We start from the raw sequence: 14,516 nt of genomic DNA on the forward strand, positions 1-14,516 counted from the left end.
TCACACTCAATTTGTAGATAAAAGTATCATTTTCTATTTTAAGATATAAAATATCGCCTTTTTTCTTTTGGTTTCTTTTTTATTTGTGTTATATTTAATTCTTAAACGCCTATTTGGTGTATTTTAATTAAAGGATTTTAATTGAGAGATTTGAATAAACGTAAAGAAGAAGCTACTCCTAGGGGAATTGGAGTTTTATGTGATTGGTTCGTTACAAAAGCTCAAAACGCTACATTATGGGATAATCAAGGTAGAGAGTTTATCGATTTTGCTTCAGGTATTGCTGTTCTTAATGTAGGGCATTGCAATCCAAGAATAATAAAAGCAGTAGAAAAGCAGCTTTGCGCATTCACACATACAGCCTATCAAGTAACACCATATGAAAGCTATATTGAACTAGCTGAAAAGATAAATGAATTAGCCCCACTTGCAGGTAAGAAAAAATCATGTTTTTTTACCACTGGCGGAGAGGCTACTGAAAATGCTATAAAGCTAGCAAAAGCTCATACTAAACGATATGGAGTTATTGCTTTTGGAGGAGGCTTTCATGGTAGGACAGCCACAGCTGTTGGTATGACAGGTAAGGTAGTTCCATATAAGGCAGAAATAGGTGTTGGCATGGTAGGAATTTATCATGCACTTTATCCAAATAAGCTGCATGGTGTGAGTGTAGAAGATTCCCTAAAAAGTCTTGAGCATATTTGCAGGAGTTCTATTTCTCCTTATGATGTCGCGGCTATTATCTTTGAACCAGTGCAAGGTGAAGGGGGATTTAATCCAGCACCAAAGGAATTTGTAGAAGGCTTGCGAAAATTTGCTGATACCTATGGAATCGTCCTAGTAGCCGATGAGGTTCAAACAGGATTTGGCAGAACAGGTAAGATTTTTGCTATGGAATATTTTGATGTTTCAGCAGACATTATATGTATGGCTAAGAGTCTTGGTGGCGGATTCCCAATATCTGGGATTGTTGGCAAGCAAGATATTATGGATTCAATTAACCCGGGCGGTATGGGTGGCACATATGCAGGTAATCCTCTTGCTGTTGCAGCTTCCCTTGAGGTATTGGAGGTTATTAAAGAAGAGAAGCTTTTAGATAGAGCAAATATGCTTGGTAGCAAACTCCAAGACTTCCTAAATGGTTTAAATTGTAAAGAGATAGCAGAAGTAAGAGGTTTAGGCTCTATGGTAGCTGTAGAATTCTTCAAAGATAACCAGCCAAGTCCAGATATAGCTAAAAAGGTTCAAAGTATTGCAATGAGCAATGGATTATTATTGCTTACTTGTGGTAGCCATGGCAATGTAATTCGATTCCTATATCCGTTAACAATTCCTACTTCACAATTTGATAAAGCTCTAGAAATTTTGAAATCAGCAATAGAAGGAGGTGTGCGATGAGTTTGTTATCTAAACACTTTTTGCTCCTAGAGCATGAGTTTGTCTCAAGACAAAAAAAAGATGATTTTATTGCTGTAAATAATCCTGCTACAGGGGAGGATATAGCATTTGTGCATGATATTACTCAAACACAATTAGAGGATATTATTCAAAAGTCTCAAGTAGGCTTTAATCAATGGTCATCTCTTCTATCCCTAGAGCGTGCAAATATTTTACTAAAGTGGTATGAGCTTATGCTAGAGCATAAGCAAACTTTGGCAGAAATCCTTACTATAGAAATGGGTAAGCCGCTATCTGAGTCTCTAGGTGAGATTAATTATGCAGCTAGTTTTATTCGTTGGTTTGCTGAAGAATGTAGAAGAATTGATGGCGATATTTTACAATCGATTCAGCATAATCAAAAGCTTCTTGTGCTTAAACAACCAATTGGTGTATGTGGTGCTATTACTCCTTGGAATTTTCCATCAGCAATGATTACTCGCAAGGCCGCTCCAGCACTTGCATGCGGCTGCTCTATGATTGTAAAACCTGCTACACAAACGCCTCTTAGCGCATATGCTTTGCTAAATTTAGCTTATAAGGCTGGAGTTCCAAAAGATGTGCTATGTGTTGTTACAGGAAATGCGACTATGATTAGCAAAACCCTATGTGAAAGCGATATAGTTAAAAAAATCACATTTACTGGTTCGACTGAAGTAGGCAGGAAGCTTATGGCTCAAAGTGCAAATACAATCAAAAAGCTTTCTTTAGAGTTAGGCGGCAATGCGCCATTTATTGTATTTGATGATGCAAATATAAATGATGCAGTTAAAGGTATCTTAGCTTCCAAATTTCGCAACAGTGGGCAGACATGTGTGTGCGCTAATCGAATCTATATCCAAAGTGGAATTTATGACAGGGTTTCAGAGGCTTTAAAGATTGAAGTTGAGCGATTGCATGTTGGTGATGGTATGCAAGAAGGCATAACTCAAGGTCCCCTAATTGATATAAAGGCAGTAGCAAAAGTCAAAGAGCATATTGCAGATGCTACTTCTAAGGGTGCTAGGATTCTAAGCGGTGGTAAACCTCACTCAAAGGGCTTAAGCTTCTTTGAGCCAACCATACTAGTAGATGTTACTAAAGATATGGCTGTGGCAAAGGAAGAGACATTTGGTCCTCTAGCACCACTCTTTAAGTTTGATACAGAAGAAGAGGCTATTACTATGGCAAATGATACAGAGTTTGGTTTAGCGGCATATTTTTATACAGATAGTTCAGCTAGGCAATGGCGTGTCAGTGAAGCTTTGGAATATGGAATTATAGGCGTTAATACTGGAATTATTTCTACTGAAGTTGCACCATTTGGTGGTGTTAAACAAAGTGGACTTGGTAGAGAAGGCTCTAAATACGGTATGGAAGATTATTTAGAAATTAAATATGTAAATATGAATATCATATAAATTGAATTATATAAGGATATGCTATGGCAGTTATGAACTCTAATCGGTCTGATTTGGCTCATATTCATACAGAAGATGAATCGACACATATTATTCATGATTCCCAAAAATCAACACGCTTTTCACTTATGATGGCATGGTGGGGAGTTTGTAGCGCGTTGTTTTATATTGTAGTTGGCGTAGCTATGGCGCAAGCTTATGGAACTAAAAATGCAATTATTGGATTACTTATTACAGTTGTTGGATACTCCATTATCAACGGAATCATATCTCGATATGCGATAAAAACAGGGCTATCTGTTGCTCTTTTTTCACGTGTATTATTTGGACATACCGGAGCTGCACTTGCCACTCTTATTTTCTTCGCAACGGCTACCTATTACGCCATATTTGAGGGTTCTGTTATTGCTATTGCCTTAAATCATGAATTTTCAAGTATTCCTTATTGGCTTGGTGCGTTGATTGTAGTTCTATATAGTGTGCCTCTAATTTTTGGTTCTGTGCAGCATTGGCTTGATAAGTTTAATGGTGTTTTATTGCCGCTTTACCTCATAGGATTGATTGGTTCTGTTATATATGCAACTATTAAGTATGGATATAATGGTTCATGGTTAGAGATGGGACCACAAGAGATTCCAGAGTATGGATGGTGGAAAGTCGCTGTTTATTATATGGGTGTGTATGTATTGATGATGTTTACATTTGATTTTGCTCGTTTTGGAAAGAAAGAGGATATGAGTTTTCATTCAAGCATTACTTTTGGTATACCATTTTATATAACAGCTTTCTTCTTACCTGCATTAGTTGGTATATATTTAGTATCTATTGTGCCAACAGAGAGCCTATCTGAAGCTGCTGTTGCATTTGTGTTTATTGATTTAATGGGCTTTTTTGGCTTAGTGTTTGTATGGATTACTCAAACTCGTATTAATACAGCGAATTTTTTCTTAGCAACGACAAATATGCAAGCTTTCTTTGAGGAAACATTAAAGCTTAATTTTTCCAAATATGTTTGGGCTATAGTTGTTGGTGTCATAGTTTTTTTAATTATGCTAACCGATGTTTTTTCTTATCTTTTGTTAGCTTTGGCTTATCAGGGTATTTTTGTTGTGTCTTGGGTTGCGATTGCCTTAGCTCATATTTTAAATCCCAAAAGAGAGCAATATTTTGGTGTAGTTCCAGAAGTTGATTCAAACAAGATTCCAGCTATGGATTTTAGTGGGCTTTCTGCATGGTTTATATCAAGTGGTATAGGTGTTTGGGCATTTAATTCTTCTTGGGGTGTAAATTGGTATGCAACATTAACCTTTGTGTCTGCATTTTTACTTTACATTATTTTAGTAACTTTGAAATTTAGGAGGTAACTTTTGAAAATTAAAGAAATTAAACAAGAATTTGTCGCCGAACTTAAGGGACATCCAACAACAAAAAAACTTACGTTTGTTGAGGGTGTAGCAATGCTGGTTGGAACAAATATTGGTATCGGGATTCTTAGCATTGCGCATACTGCAAAACATGCTGGTTTTTTACCTCTTTTCTTTTGGCTTATAGTTGGTGGGATTTTGTCCACAATTACAATGCTATATATTGCAGAAGCGACACTTAGGACCAAACAGCATTTACAGCTAACAGGGTTGTCAGTCAAGTATATTGGTCCTATAGCTAAGATATTAATGTTTATATCAGTTGCTGTAACTGCTATTGGTGCGCTTACTGCCTATGAAAAAGCTAGTGGACGAATTATCAATGAGATATTTCATATTCCAGAGATGTGGGGTAGTATTATTTTCTTTATACCTGCATCAGCTGTGCTATGGCTTGGATTAAAGGCAATTGGTAGAGGCGAGAAGCAAGTTATTGGAATTATGTTTGCTATTCTTGTCGTTCTTATCATTTCTACATTTTTTAAATCTAAAGTTGATTTTAGTCATGCCTTAGAGATGCATTGGAATTGGATAGCTATTATTCCTATATTCAATACTGTAGTTTTTGTATATTCATCGCAATATATAGTTCCAGAGATGGCAAGAGGATTTTCGCATAAACCCCAAATGCTTCCTAAAGCTGTGATACTTGGAAATTTTATTACATTTTTAATGTTGTCTTTAGTGCCTCTATCTGCAATCGTGTTAGATGGATTGGAAAATATTTCTGGTGTTGTAACTATATCTTGGGGTAAGGCGATTGGAGAATGGGCATTTATGATTGCTAATCTCTTCGCTCTTTTTGCTATTCTTACTTCGTATTGGGGGTTAGGTGGTATGTTTATAACAAATATAGCAGATCAAATAAACAAAGATGCTGATAATAATCTCAATGTGAGATTCTTTATTTTACTTGCAGTGGTTATACCTCCACTTCTACTTGTATTGTTTAATCTAGTAGACACTATTGATGACGCCCTATATTGGCCTGGTGTTGTTGGTGGTATTATCCTTAGCTTTTTTCCAATTCTTATTCTTGCAAACTCAAGAAAGCACGGCGATCTTCCTGCTGCATGGAAAGTTCCAGACTTCCTTACTAGTTGGGCTGTGAAGGGGACCATTGTTTTTGTATATTTGGCTGCTACACTGCTTAGCATTGCAGCTAAATATGGTGTATTAGAAAAGATTATTGGTTAATCTATTTGTAATACTTGTGAATATTAGATATTTCAATGGCAATATCATAATATATTGCTTTGTGATTCTGATTTAGAGTTATTTTTCTTGTATGGATATTTTTTGAGTCTGTTTTTGCAAAAATTCTTCTATCTCATTAATATATACTAACTCATATTCACTTCTTAGTTTATTTGAATATTGTTTTAATACATTCAGTGTATTTTGCTTGATGTTCTATAACAATAGCAAAGCCACTTTTATTTGCTAGATTTAATGCTTTTTCTAATTGTTCTAAAATGCTTTCACTATTAGATTGATTATCTAAGAATATATCACGTTGTATATAGACTTGATTTCTAATTTGATATAGATTTTTTATTACATCACTAGATGATGTTTTGGAATCAACAAATATTATTCCATGCTTATCTAGCACATTTAGCAGTTTTTCCATGTCTTATTTGCTAGATGTGTAGCGATTTCCTGTGTGATTGTTGATATATCGTAGATTCGGGAAATCCTGCTTGATTTCCTTAATATAGCTTTCAATAACTTCTATTGAATCTCCTGTATTTATTACTCTTACTCCCTTTTGCTTAAATTCATTTGCTTCCAGAGGCAAATGAATCATATAGAATTCAAGCTCTTTTGCCATTTTGGAATTGTGTCGACTAAATACGTGTTGTGGAAATAATGAAAGATTAAGCTTTAAATCTAATACCTTAAATGCTTCTATATCCTTAGGCATGGCTAAATCATCAATAATAATTGCTAGCTTTGGTTTTTTGCTAGTATTTTTGTTTAAATGCTTATTTATGATATTATCTTTTGTTTTTTGATGTTTGGAATCTGGATTTAAATCTACATTTAAGTTCCAATTAAATTCTTCTAAATCTTCCTTTAAATCTTCTTTAAAATCTAAGTTATATAGTTTATTAGAATCTAGGTCATCAATACTAGCTTCTTCATTATTTGGTCTATCATCTACTTTGAACTTAACTATACTTTTTGTGTTCTGTTTGGGATTTTCAAATATTTCATTGCTTTCTTGCAAATTTTTGGAATCTATATCAAACTTATGTTTGTTATCTAAATCCATCAAAGCCTGTTTATTATTTTCATCTTGATGATATGTTGAGCTTTCTATATTAAATGATAAGATTTTATTTTTTGCTTTACTTTCGCTGTATATCCAATATGCAAAACCTGCCAATATAATTAATAATACTACGCCTATATATTAGAATTGCCTTGTTGCATTGTTTTCCTTAATATTGGCGATTATTTGGCTTATGTATTGGCATTTTAATTATGCGTAGGTTTTTAAAACTATTATGAATCTATGTTAGCAATAGGACAACGCTACATAATGTTACTATTATTTGGCACTTATTTTGCTTTTTTTGTTTATGTATTAAGGATTAAATACAAAAGGTTTTGTTATGAATATTATAGGACGAATTGTTGTTATGTTTTCCCTTTTAGCTTGTTTTGGTTTAGCTTTAGCAGAAAAAATAGGCGACTTAAGCAATATAGCAGGGGTTAGAGATAATCAGTTAATGGGCTATGGAATAGTGATTGGGCTAAATGGTACGGGCGATAAAGGCGGTTCCCAATTTACTGCCCAGTCCATGGCAAATATGCTAGAGACAATGAATGTTAAATTGAGCGCGAATGATATAAAATCAAAGAACGTAGCAGCAGTTATGGTAACTGCGTCTTTGCCGCCATTTGCTAGGCAGGGTGATAAGATTGATATAAAAATATCTAGTATAGGCGATGCTAAGTCTTTGCAAGGTGGGACATTGATTATGACGCCATTGAATGCTGTTGATGGACAAATTTATGCAGTAGCCCAAGGAGCTATTAGTATAGGGAAGGGGGAGAGTCTTGTTAGTGGCACAATTAATGGAGGAGCTACCATTGAGAAAGAAGTAAGCTTTAATTTATATAATCAAAATAGCACGACACTAAGCCTTAAGAAGTCTGATTTTCAAAATGCAATAAAAGTGCAAAATAAAATCAATGAGGTATTTGGAGATAAAACCGCACAAGCGTTTGATTCTAGAACTATAAGAATTATTAAGCCATCTAATCTTAGCATGGTTGAGTTTTTGGCATTGGTTCAAGAAGTTGATATTCCTTATACATCTAGGGAACGTATTGTAATAGATGAAAAATCTGGCACTATTGTTTCTGGATTAGAAATTAGTGTGCAACCAATTGTTCTTACTCATGGAGATCTAACACTAAAAATCACAAAAGAATTTGATACCAGTAACGGTAGCACGCAAATAGATTCTATGACTCTTGATCCAAAGACTAATACATTAAGTAGCAATGGCAAGAATCCAACTGTTGCTAGTGTTGTTCGAGCATTGCAAAGACTTGGAGCTAGTCCTGAAAGTGTTATATCCATACTTGAGACAATGAAAAGAAGCGGTGCTATTGCAGCAGATATTGAGGTGCTATAATTTTATTCATTATATTGTGCATTAATAATGGATTATATGTAATGTAAAACATTTAATTATCATTTAATCATTATAAGTTTTAAATTTTAGAGCTTTTTCTAAGGTTTTATTAATAAGTTCTTACTAAGATAGAAATTTGTAAAACTTATTAATTATACATGTATATTCAATTGTCCACATAAATCTAGATTTGTTGTTGCTATCTATTAATTTTATGTAGATTGCAACATTTTATACTACCATTTCAACACTTAACTCAAAAGGATAAATATGAAGATTACGAAACTCAAGCCACTCACAAAGCAGGACTTTGAGCAAATTGAATTATCATGGCATACTGATCCAGATAATACAGATTATATTAGCGATGAGCTTATACATGTTACTCAAGATGAAGCAGATGCTTATTATGATGCATGTAATGAATTGTATGACATGTATGTCGAAGCTGCACAATATGTTATTGATAATAATCTTTTCTATGAGCTAGATATTCCAAATAACCTAATAGACACCATTGTGCAAAGCTTTAACGAAGATGTGCATTGGCATATTTATGGACGATTTGATTTGGCAGGTGGGCTTGATGGTGCTCCTATTAAATTGCTTGAGTTCAATGCTGATACTCCAACTATGCTTTATGAGACATCTGCTATTCAATATGCCCTATTGAAGTCTAATGGTTATGATGAAGAGTCACAGTTTAATAATGTATATGACGCGATTTCTCAAAATTTCCAAAGGCTTGTTACCCTTAGTGATGATGTAAGCAATTTTCACGAGATTTATGAAGGTTGGAAAATTCTTTTCTCTAGCATTCGTGGTAATGATGAAGAGGAAAAGACTGTTAGATTTTTACAAGATATGGCAAATAGTGCTGGAATGATAACAGATTTTTGTTATGTTGATGAGGTTAGTTTAAGCTCTAGTGATGGTGTGTTTTTTAATAATGCCAATTTTGAATTTTGGTTTAAATTCATTCCATGGGAAGATATTGCTATTGATGAACCAGAATTAGCTTTGATTATAAATGACATTATGGCAAATCACAAGGCTATATTTTTGAATCCAGCTTATACACTTTTGTTTCAAAGTAAAAGAATGCTAAAGATTTTGTGGGATTTATATCCCAATCATCCGCTTTTATTGGAAACTAGCTATGATAAATTAAATACTAAGCAAGTTAAAAAACATGCTTTTGGTAGGGAGGGTGCTAATATTAGCATTTTGGATTCTAGAGGAGTGGCTATTAATTCTAAAGATGGTCAATATGGGAATCATAAGCCTATTTATCAGGAGTTTTACCCACTTAACTCTGCGAATGGCTCATTTTATCAAGCAAATGTATTTTTTTCTTATGAGTCTTGCGCACTAGGTTTTAGAAAGGGTAGTGAAATTATGGATAATTATTCAAAATTTGTTAGCCATGTTATTAGCTAAGGATAAATTTGAATTAGTTATGTTGTTAGTTTATGATGTGGCTTAAGGATAAATAATGCAAAATAATTTATATAGTAGCTTGAACTTGAACTCAAGTTTAGATTCTAAATTAGACGAGATTGATAATTTCAAATACTTGTTGTGTAATTCGAGTCAAGTGTCTAGCGATTTGGCAATTTTAACAGTTATTGCTAGTTTGCAAAAAGGGGCTTTGAGAGTTGCAAGACTTTTGCAAGATAGAGAAGTAGAATATAGCTCAAATTCTAATTCTAGTGGAGATAATCAACTAAAAGTTGATATTGCAGCAGATAATATTTTTGGCGAAATTCTATCTAACTTGTCGATTAAGGGTTTTGCTAGTGAAGAGAGAGACGACGTTGTGTTTTGTAGCGAGAACAGGGAATATTTAGATTCAGAGTTATTTAGCTTTGTCCATGACAATAATTCTATTAATTTAACCAAGAATGATTTTGAGCTTAAGAGTATAACAGAATCTAGAGTTATGGATTGTAGCATGCAAGACCTTTTAGTAGCTTTTGATCCTTTAGATGGTTCCTCTCTTATGGATAGCAATCTTAGTGTGGGTAGCATATTCGGAATCTATATTAACACATTTGCCCCACAAAATCTAATCGCCTCGCTATATTTCTTATATGGACCAAGACTTGAGATGGTTGTTGCAGCAGATTTTAAAAGTTCTCATTATATGTATGATTCTAATAGATGTATATGGCGTTTTATACAAGATTTTAGACTTAAACAAAGAGGCAAGATAAATGCTAGTGGTGGGACGCAAAAATATTGGCGTAGCAATCATAAAAAACTTATTGAAAGCTTCTTTAATGATGGTTATAGACTACGTTATAGTGGTGGTATGGTGCCTGATTTACATCAGATTCTATGTAAAAATGGAGGTATATTTAGCTATCCTGCTACATTTGAATCTCCTAATGGAAAACTTAGAAAGCTCTTTGAGGTATATCCATTTGCGCTTATTTTTGAATATGCAGGAGGTGTAGCTATTGATGGAATGAATAGACTCCTTGATGGTGAATTGCATAATGTTCATGAAAGCGTCCCATGCTTCTTTGGCAGCAATGATGAGATAGAACGTGTTAGGGAATTTTATAGTGGCATAACATTGTAGATTAAAAATTCATATTTATGCATATGTTAATCTTGGTTATATGAAAATTAAAGTGTGCAGTTTAAATAAATTCTATATAAGAAGTATAAAGACTAAGTAATGACTTTATATATTAAATATTCTTATCTTTTTTATACGAAATTTAATTATTGGCATTAAGAGAAGCCTTATTTTAAGATTTTGAAAAAATATATTTTAATTTATTGTATTGGTATTGAATAGATTAATCTATATCTATAACTAAGCCAAATAATAAGTTTTATATTACTTTCCTATTCAAATAGGAAAAAGACTACCATGGTGCTTTTATACAAAGCCTTAGATCACATTTTAAAATTGCATATAAACACAAATAGCCTCAAGTAATAACCCAATGGTTTATTAAATTTGAAAAATCCATATATAAATGATGATATATATATATATATATATATATTAAATTAGTTGCAATATAGTTAAGTTAGAAAATAATCAAGTTTGTTACGTTCTTGTATTAAATACAACGTATTTGTGTCTGCATAATAAATTCTTATTTGTTGTAGTGATATAACAATAAGCTTATTGGTTTTATTGTAGCTTTTCTTCTTCCTTATTTATAGCCTGGATAAATTCCTTGTAGTGCTTATTTAACTCTTCTTCTTGTGCCTTGAACTTCTCTTTTTCTTTGCATATATCTTTTAATTCAATATCATCTTTACCATGCTTGGCTTGCTCGATTGCTTGCTCAAGAATCTTCATTTTACAAAGTATATAGGCAAACATTTTTTGATCTATATCTGGGAGTTTAGTTGTTATTTTCTCATTTCCCTTTCTTTCATGCTTACCATCGCTACTAATTACTCTAGCTGGAATACCAACTGCTGTAGAATTGCTTGGGACATTTTTTATTACAACAGAATTAGAACCTATTTTCACATTTTCGCCTAACACTATGTCACCTAGCACCTTTGAGCCAGCCCCTATTATTGTATTATGCAAAACTGTTGGATGACGTTTGGTTCTTTCTAGGCTAACTCCACCAAGGCTAACACCTTGATAAATTGTTACATCATTGCCAATTTGTGCTGTTTCCCCAATAACTACCCCAATCCCATGATCTATAAATACGCGTCTACCTATATATGCAGCTGGATGTAAGTCAATATTGGTCAGAAATTGAGTCCAGCCCATAATAATTCTTCCTAATAGGTGAAAACCATTTTTATAAAGTCTATGAGCTATTCTATGATGCACAATAGCAATTAGCCCCGGATAGTTAAAAAAGAGTTCTAAAGGGTTATTATATGCTGGATCTTTAGTTTTTGGAGTGGCAAAGTCTTCTTTGATTTGTAACCATAATCCTATTTTCTCCTTATGGATTATGTTATTTTGTGAATCTATCTTATCAGATATGAGGTTTTTGTTTGGTTTCACTTCATCTCTACTTTAATTTTGATTCTTATGAAACTTGAATTATATCTAACTTTTGTGTGTATTTTTTGATAATCGAACAATATTGTTTTTTGCGTGATACAATCCATTTGTTTTATTTAATTTTTAGGAGTTTATAATAATGAGAAGAGCTACAAGATATATGGCTTTATGCCTACTGTCATGTAACATTTTTTTTGGTGTGGTGCAAGCAAGCAAGTTAACTGATATGATAAATAAACAAACAGGTCAGGAGGTATCTGTAATAAAAGAGCAACAATTAAAGCAAGATTCTAATCTAAAGCTAGTCACCATAAAAGAACTAAAAACAGGATTTAGGGTGCTTGGATTTACAAACAAGCATGAGAGCTTTTTTCTTGCCATTACAAGTGCTTTTTTTACTTCTAATGATGATGATAGAAATTTAATCATATCTGAATTTAATTTAGTTAACCATTATAATATGACATTCAAAACTCAAGAAGCGGTTAAAAAGGCTATTAATAGTCTTCCTAATGACGCTATCATAAACCTGGCAAGTACAAATAAGAATGCTAAGAAAGTTTTTTATATAGTATCAGATCCGATGTGCCCACATTGTCAAGATGAATTAAAGAGAATTAATGATAGGCTAAATGAAGGTGATGTTAAAATGATTCCTGTTGGTTGGATGGGTAAAGATTCTGCCTATAAAGTTGCTGAAATTTATTCACTTGTAAAGGAAGCAAAAACAGATTCTGAAAAAATAAAGATATTGCAAAAAATATACAATCCACAATACAAAGCAAAGCCAAGAGATACTAAGATGGTAGAGGAAGTGGTTCGTAGTCTTATGGGTGAGGGTAAGGTTGAAGGAACTCCATATATAATAGAAGAGGATAAATAGTGATTCTAGGTGTCCTAGATTATAATATCTGCAATATAGCGAATGCTTTAAGAGCCTTAGAATATATAGCAACTCCAAAATATAAAATCAAGAGGGTTACTACCATAGAAGATATTGGACAATGCGATAAGCTTATTATACCAGGAGTTGGTGCTTTTAAAAGTGCGATGGATAATTTTGTAGCAAATGGACTAGACCACGCAATTATTGAGTTTGCATCAAGTGGCAAATATTTGCTAGGCATTTGTCTTGGTATGCAGTTATTGTTTGATAGAAGCTATGAGTTTGGGATACATAATGGATTAGGCTTGATTGAAGGCGATATTGTGCATTTTGGTAATAGTGCTTCCAATAATGTAGCTAGCAGTTTGGGGGATATATCAAATATTTCTTTATATAATAGTGCAAATGTTTTTGTATCTACTAATGTTAAAATTGATTCTTCTGATATGAAGAGCAATGAATATTTATGCCAAGATAGCTCTGTTGGTTTGGGTAAATATCTTGGTGAAAAGATTCCGCATATTGGCTGGAATCAAAATTTTATAACAAAACAGCATAGACTATTATATGGTCTAGATGATGGGTTTTATTTGTATTTTGTGCATAGTTATTGTGCATCATGTGAAATCAAGTATATTATTGCTAGGTGTGAATACATTTGTTCATTCCCCAGCGTAGTTTGCAAAGATAATATTTTAGGTGTTCAGCCTCATCCTGAAAGAAGTCACAAAGATGGATTAAAAATCTTAAGTAATTTCTTACTATTATAGAACTCTATACCAAATTAGATTTGAAACTTTGGACAAAATGACTAATAATTAACAAATATTTTGTATATTATTATATAGAATATATAAGGAAACAATATGTTAGGATTGAATCCAAAGTTTGAGAAGCTTTTAAATTCTTTGAAGCAAACTCACGATATAGAAGGTTTAGCTAAGCTTTCCATTCGTAATATGGATGATGATAAGGATTTGCAAAACAATAAGGCTTTTATTAATAACTCTACTTTGGGAGATGTTTCATCTATCGCTAAAAATAATATCATGCTTGTTGCACCTAGTTTGCTTTCAGCTAACTTTTTACGTCTGGAAGAAGAAATAAGAAGTGTTGTTGAATCTGGTTCTGATCTGCTTCATATAGATGTTATGGACGGACATTTTGTGCCGAATATGACTCTTGGTCCTTGTGTATTAGAGAGGATTCCTAGGTTGTTTAATATTCCCCTTGATATACATCTTATGGTTGAAGATGCAGATTTTTTTGTTGATCTATATGCTCCGCTAATGCCACACTTTATAAGTGTTCATATTGAATCTGAAATACATTTGCATCGTGTCATTCAAAAAATACGTTCATATAATATAAGCCCTGCTGTTGTGTTAAATCCACATACTAGCCCACAAGCATTAAAGTATATTATCAATGATATTGATATGGTGCTTGTAATGAGCGTTAATCCTGGTTTTGGTGGTCAGGACTTTATAGAATCTAGTGTTGAAAAGATATTAGATTTAAAAGAGCTAATTTTGATGAAGAATGCAAAATGTTTAATAGAGGTTGATGGAGGAATAAATGATAAGAATGTTCCAATACTTAAGAATGCAGGAGTAGATATTGTTGTGTCTGGTAGCTATATATTTGGGCATCACGATAGAAAAGAGGCTATTGCTTCGCTTAAGGTTTAACATGATATTTTTATTTCAAAGCGAA

11 protein-coding genes and 1 pseudogene are annotated in these 14,516 nt (G+C 33.1%); 10 read left to right on the forward strand and 2 right to left on the reverse strand.

Going from position 1 to position 14,516, the window contains the following annotated elements:
• Positions 1-141: 141 nt before the first annotated feature.
• From gabT to LS73_RS04870, 4 genes are read left to right on the forward strand one after another with little or no spacing between them, the layout of a single operon-like run.
• Positions 142-1,398, forward strand: a complete 1,257-nt coding sequence (gabT, locus tag LS73_RS04855; RefSeq protein ID WP_034557597.1) for a 4-aminobutyrate--2-oxoglutarate transaminase — start codon at positions 142-144, stop codon at positions 1,396-1,398.
• Positions 1,395-2,837 carry an NAD-dependent succinate-semialdehyde dehydrogenase gene (locus LS73_RS04860; RefSeq protein ID WP_034557598.1) on the forward strand — a complete coding sequence of 481 codons (1,443 nt, stop codon included), beginning with the start codon at positions 1,395-1,397 and terminating at the stop codon, positions 2,835-2,837. The genes gabT and LS73_RS04860 overlap by 4 nt, the downstream gene beginning before the upstream one ends.
• 23 nt (positions 2,838-2,860) lie before the next feature.
• Positions 2,861-4,201, forward strand: a complete 1,341-nt coding sequence (locus tag LS73_RS04865; RefSeq protein WP_199768434.1) for a purine-cytosine permease family protein — start codon at positions 2,861-2,863, stop codon at positions 4,199-4,201.
• 3 nt (positions 4,202-4,204) lie between these two features.
• Positions 4,205-5,458, forward strand: a complete 1,254-nt coding sequence (locus tag LS73_RS04870; protein WP_034557599.1) for an aromatic amino acid transport family protein — start codon at positions 4,205-4,207, stop codon at positions 5,456-5,458.
• Positions 5,459-5,627: 169 nt separating this feature from the next.
• Here the strand turns inward: LS73_RS04870 and LS73_RS10425 are convergent.
• Positions 5,628-6,539: pseudogene (locus tag LS73_RS10425) on the reverse strand (divergent polysaccharide deacetylase family protein).
• Between the two features lie 352 nt (positions 6,540-6,891).
• On the opposite strand from LS73_RS10425, the gene LS73_RS04885 reads away from it, so the two are divergent.
• From LS73_RS04885 to LS73_RS04895, 3 genes are all read left to right on the forward strand, one after another.
• Positions 6,892-7,914 carry a flagellar basal body P-ring protein FlgI gene (locus LS73_RS04885; RefSeq protein ID WP_407918752.1) on the forward strand — a complete coding sequence of 341 codons (1,023 nt, stop codon included), beginning with the start codon at positions 6,892-6,894 and terminating at the stop codon, positions 7,912-7,914.
• Between the two features lie 270 nt (positions 7,915-8,184).
• On the forward strand, positions 8,185-9,354 hold the full coding sequence (locus LS73_RS04890) for a glutathionylspermidine synthase family protein (RefSeq protein ID WP_034557600.1): 1,170 nt from the start codon (positions 8,185-8,187) through the stop codon (positions 9,352-9,354).
• Positions 9,355-9,409: 55 nt separating this feature from the next.
• A complete protein-coding gene (locus LS73_RS04895; RefSeq protein ID WP_081955534.1) occupies positions 9,410-10,501 on the forward strand; it encodes a class 1 fructose-bisphosphatase in 1,092 nt (363 codons plus the stop codon).
• 567 nt (positions 10,502-11,068) lie between these two features.
• Here the strand turns inward: LS73_RS04895 and cysE are convergent.
• On the reverse strand, positions 11,069-11,914 hold the full coding sequence (cysE, locus tag LS73_RS04900; protein WP_407918740.1) for a serine O-acetyltransferase: 846 nt from the start codon (positions 11,912-11,914) through the stop codon (positions 11,069-11,071).
• Between the two features lie 139 nt (positions 11,915-12,053).
• On the opposite strand from cysE, the gene LS73_RS04905 reads away from it, so the two are divergent.
• From LS73_RS04905 to rpe, 3 genes are all read left to right on the forward strand, one after another.
• A complete protein-coding gene (locus LS73_RS04905; RefSeq protein WP_233708808.1) occupies positions 12,054-12,797 on the forward strand; it encodes a disulfide isomerase in 744 nt (247 codons plus the stop codon).
• Positions 12,797-13,570, forward strand: a complete 774-nt coding sequence (locus LS73_RS04910; protein ID WP_052089444.1) for a glutamine amidotransferase-related protein — start codon at positions 12,797-12,799, stop codon at positions 13,568-13,570. Before LS73_RS04905 ends, LS73_RS04910 begins: the two co-directional genes overlap by 1 nt.
• 279 nt (positions 13,571-13,849) lie before the next feature.
• Complete coding sequence (gene rpe / locus LS73_RS04915; RefSeq protein WP_034557357.1) at positions 13,850-14,491, forward strand: ribulose-phosphate 3-epimerase; 642 nt, start codon at positions 13,850-13,852, stop codon at positions 14,489-14,491.
• Positions 14,492-14,516: the final 25 nt, after the last annotated feature.

Source organism: Helicobacter muridarum, assembly GCF_000765805.2.
Taxonomy (GTDB): Bacteria; Campylobacterota; Campylobacteria; order Campylobacterales; family Helicobacteraceae; genus Helicobacter_A; species Helicobacter_A muridarum.

Excerpts from the sequence above, each read along its gene's own strand:
- LS73_RS04860 (WP_034557598.1), top strand. The coding sequence starts at position 1,395 with ATGAGTTTGTTATCTAAACACTTTTTGCTCCTAGAGCATGAGTTTGTC.
- LS73_RS04865 (WP_199768434.1), top strand. The coding sequence starts at position 2,861 with ATGGCAGTTATGAACTCTAATCGGTCTGATTTGGCTCATATTCATACA.
- LS73_RS04890 (WP_034557600.1), top strand. The coding sequence starts at position 8,185 with ATGAAGATTACGAAACTCAAGCCACTCACAAAGCAGGACTTTGAGCAA.
- LS73_RS04895 (WP_081955534.1), top strand. The coding sequence starts at position 9,410 with ATGCAAAATAATTTATATAGTAGCTTGAACTTGAACTCAAGTTTAGAT.
- LS73_RS04905 (WP_233708808.1), top strand. The coding sequence starts at position 12,054 with ATGAGAAGAGCTACAAGATATATGGCTTTATGCCTACTGTCATGTAAC.
- rpe (WP_034557357.1), top strand. The coding sequence starts at position 13,850 with ATGCTTGTTGCACCTAGTTTGCTTTCAGCTAACTTTTTACGTCTGGAA.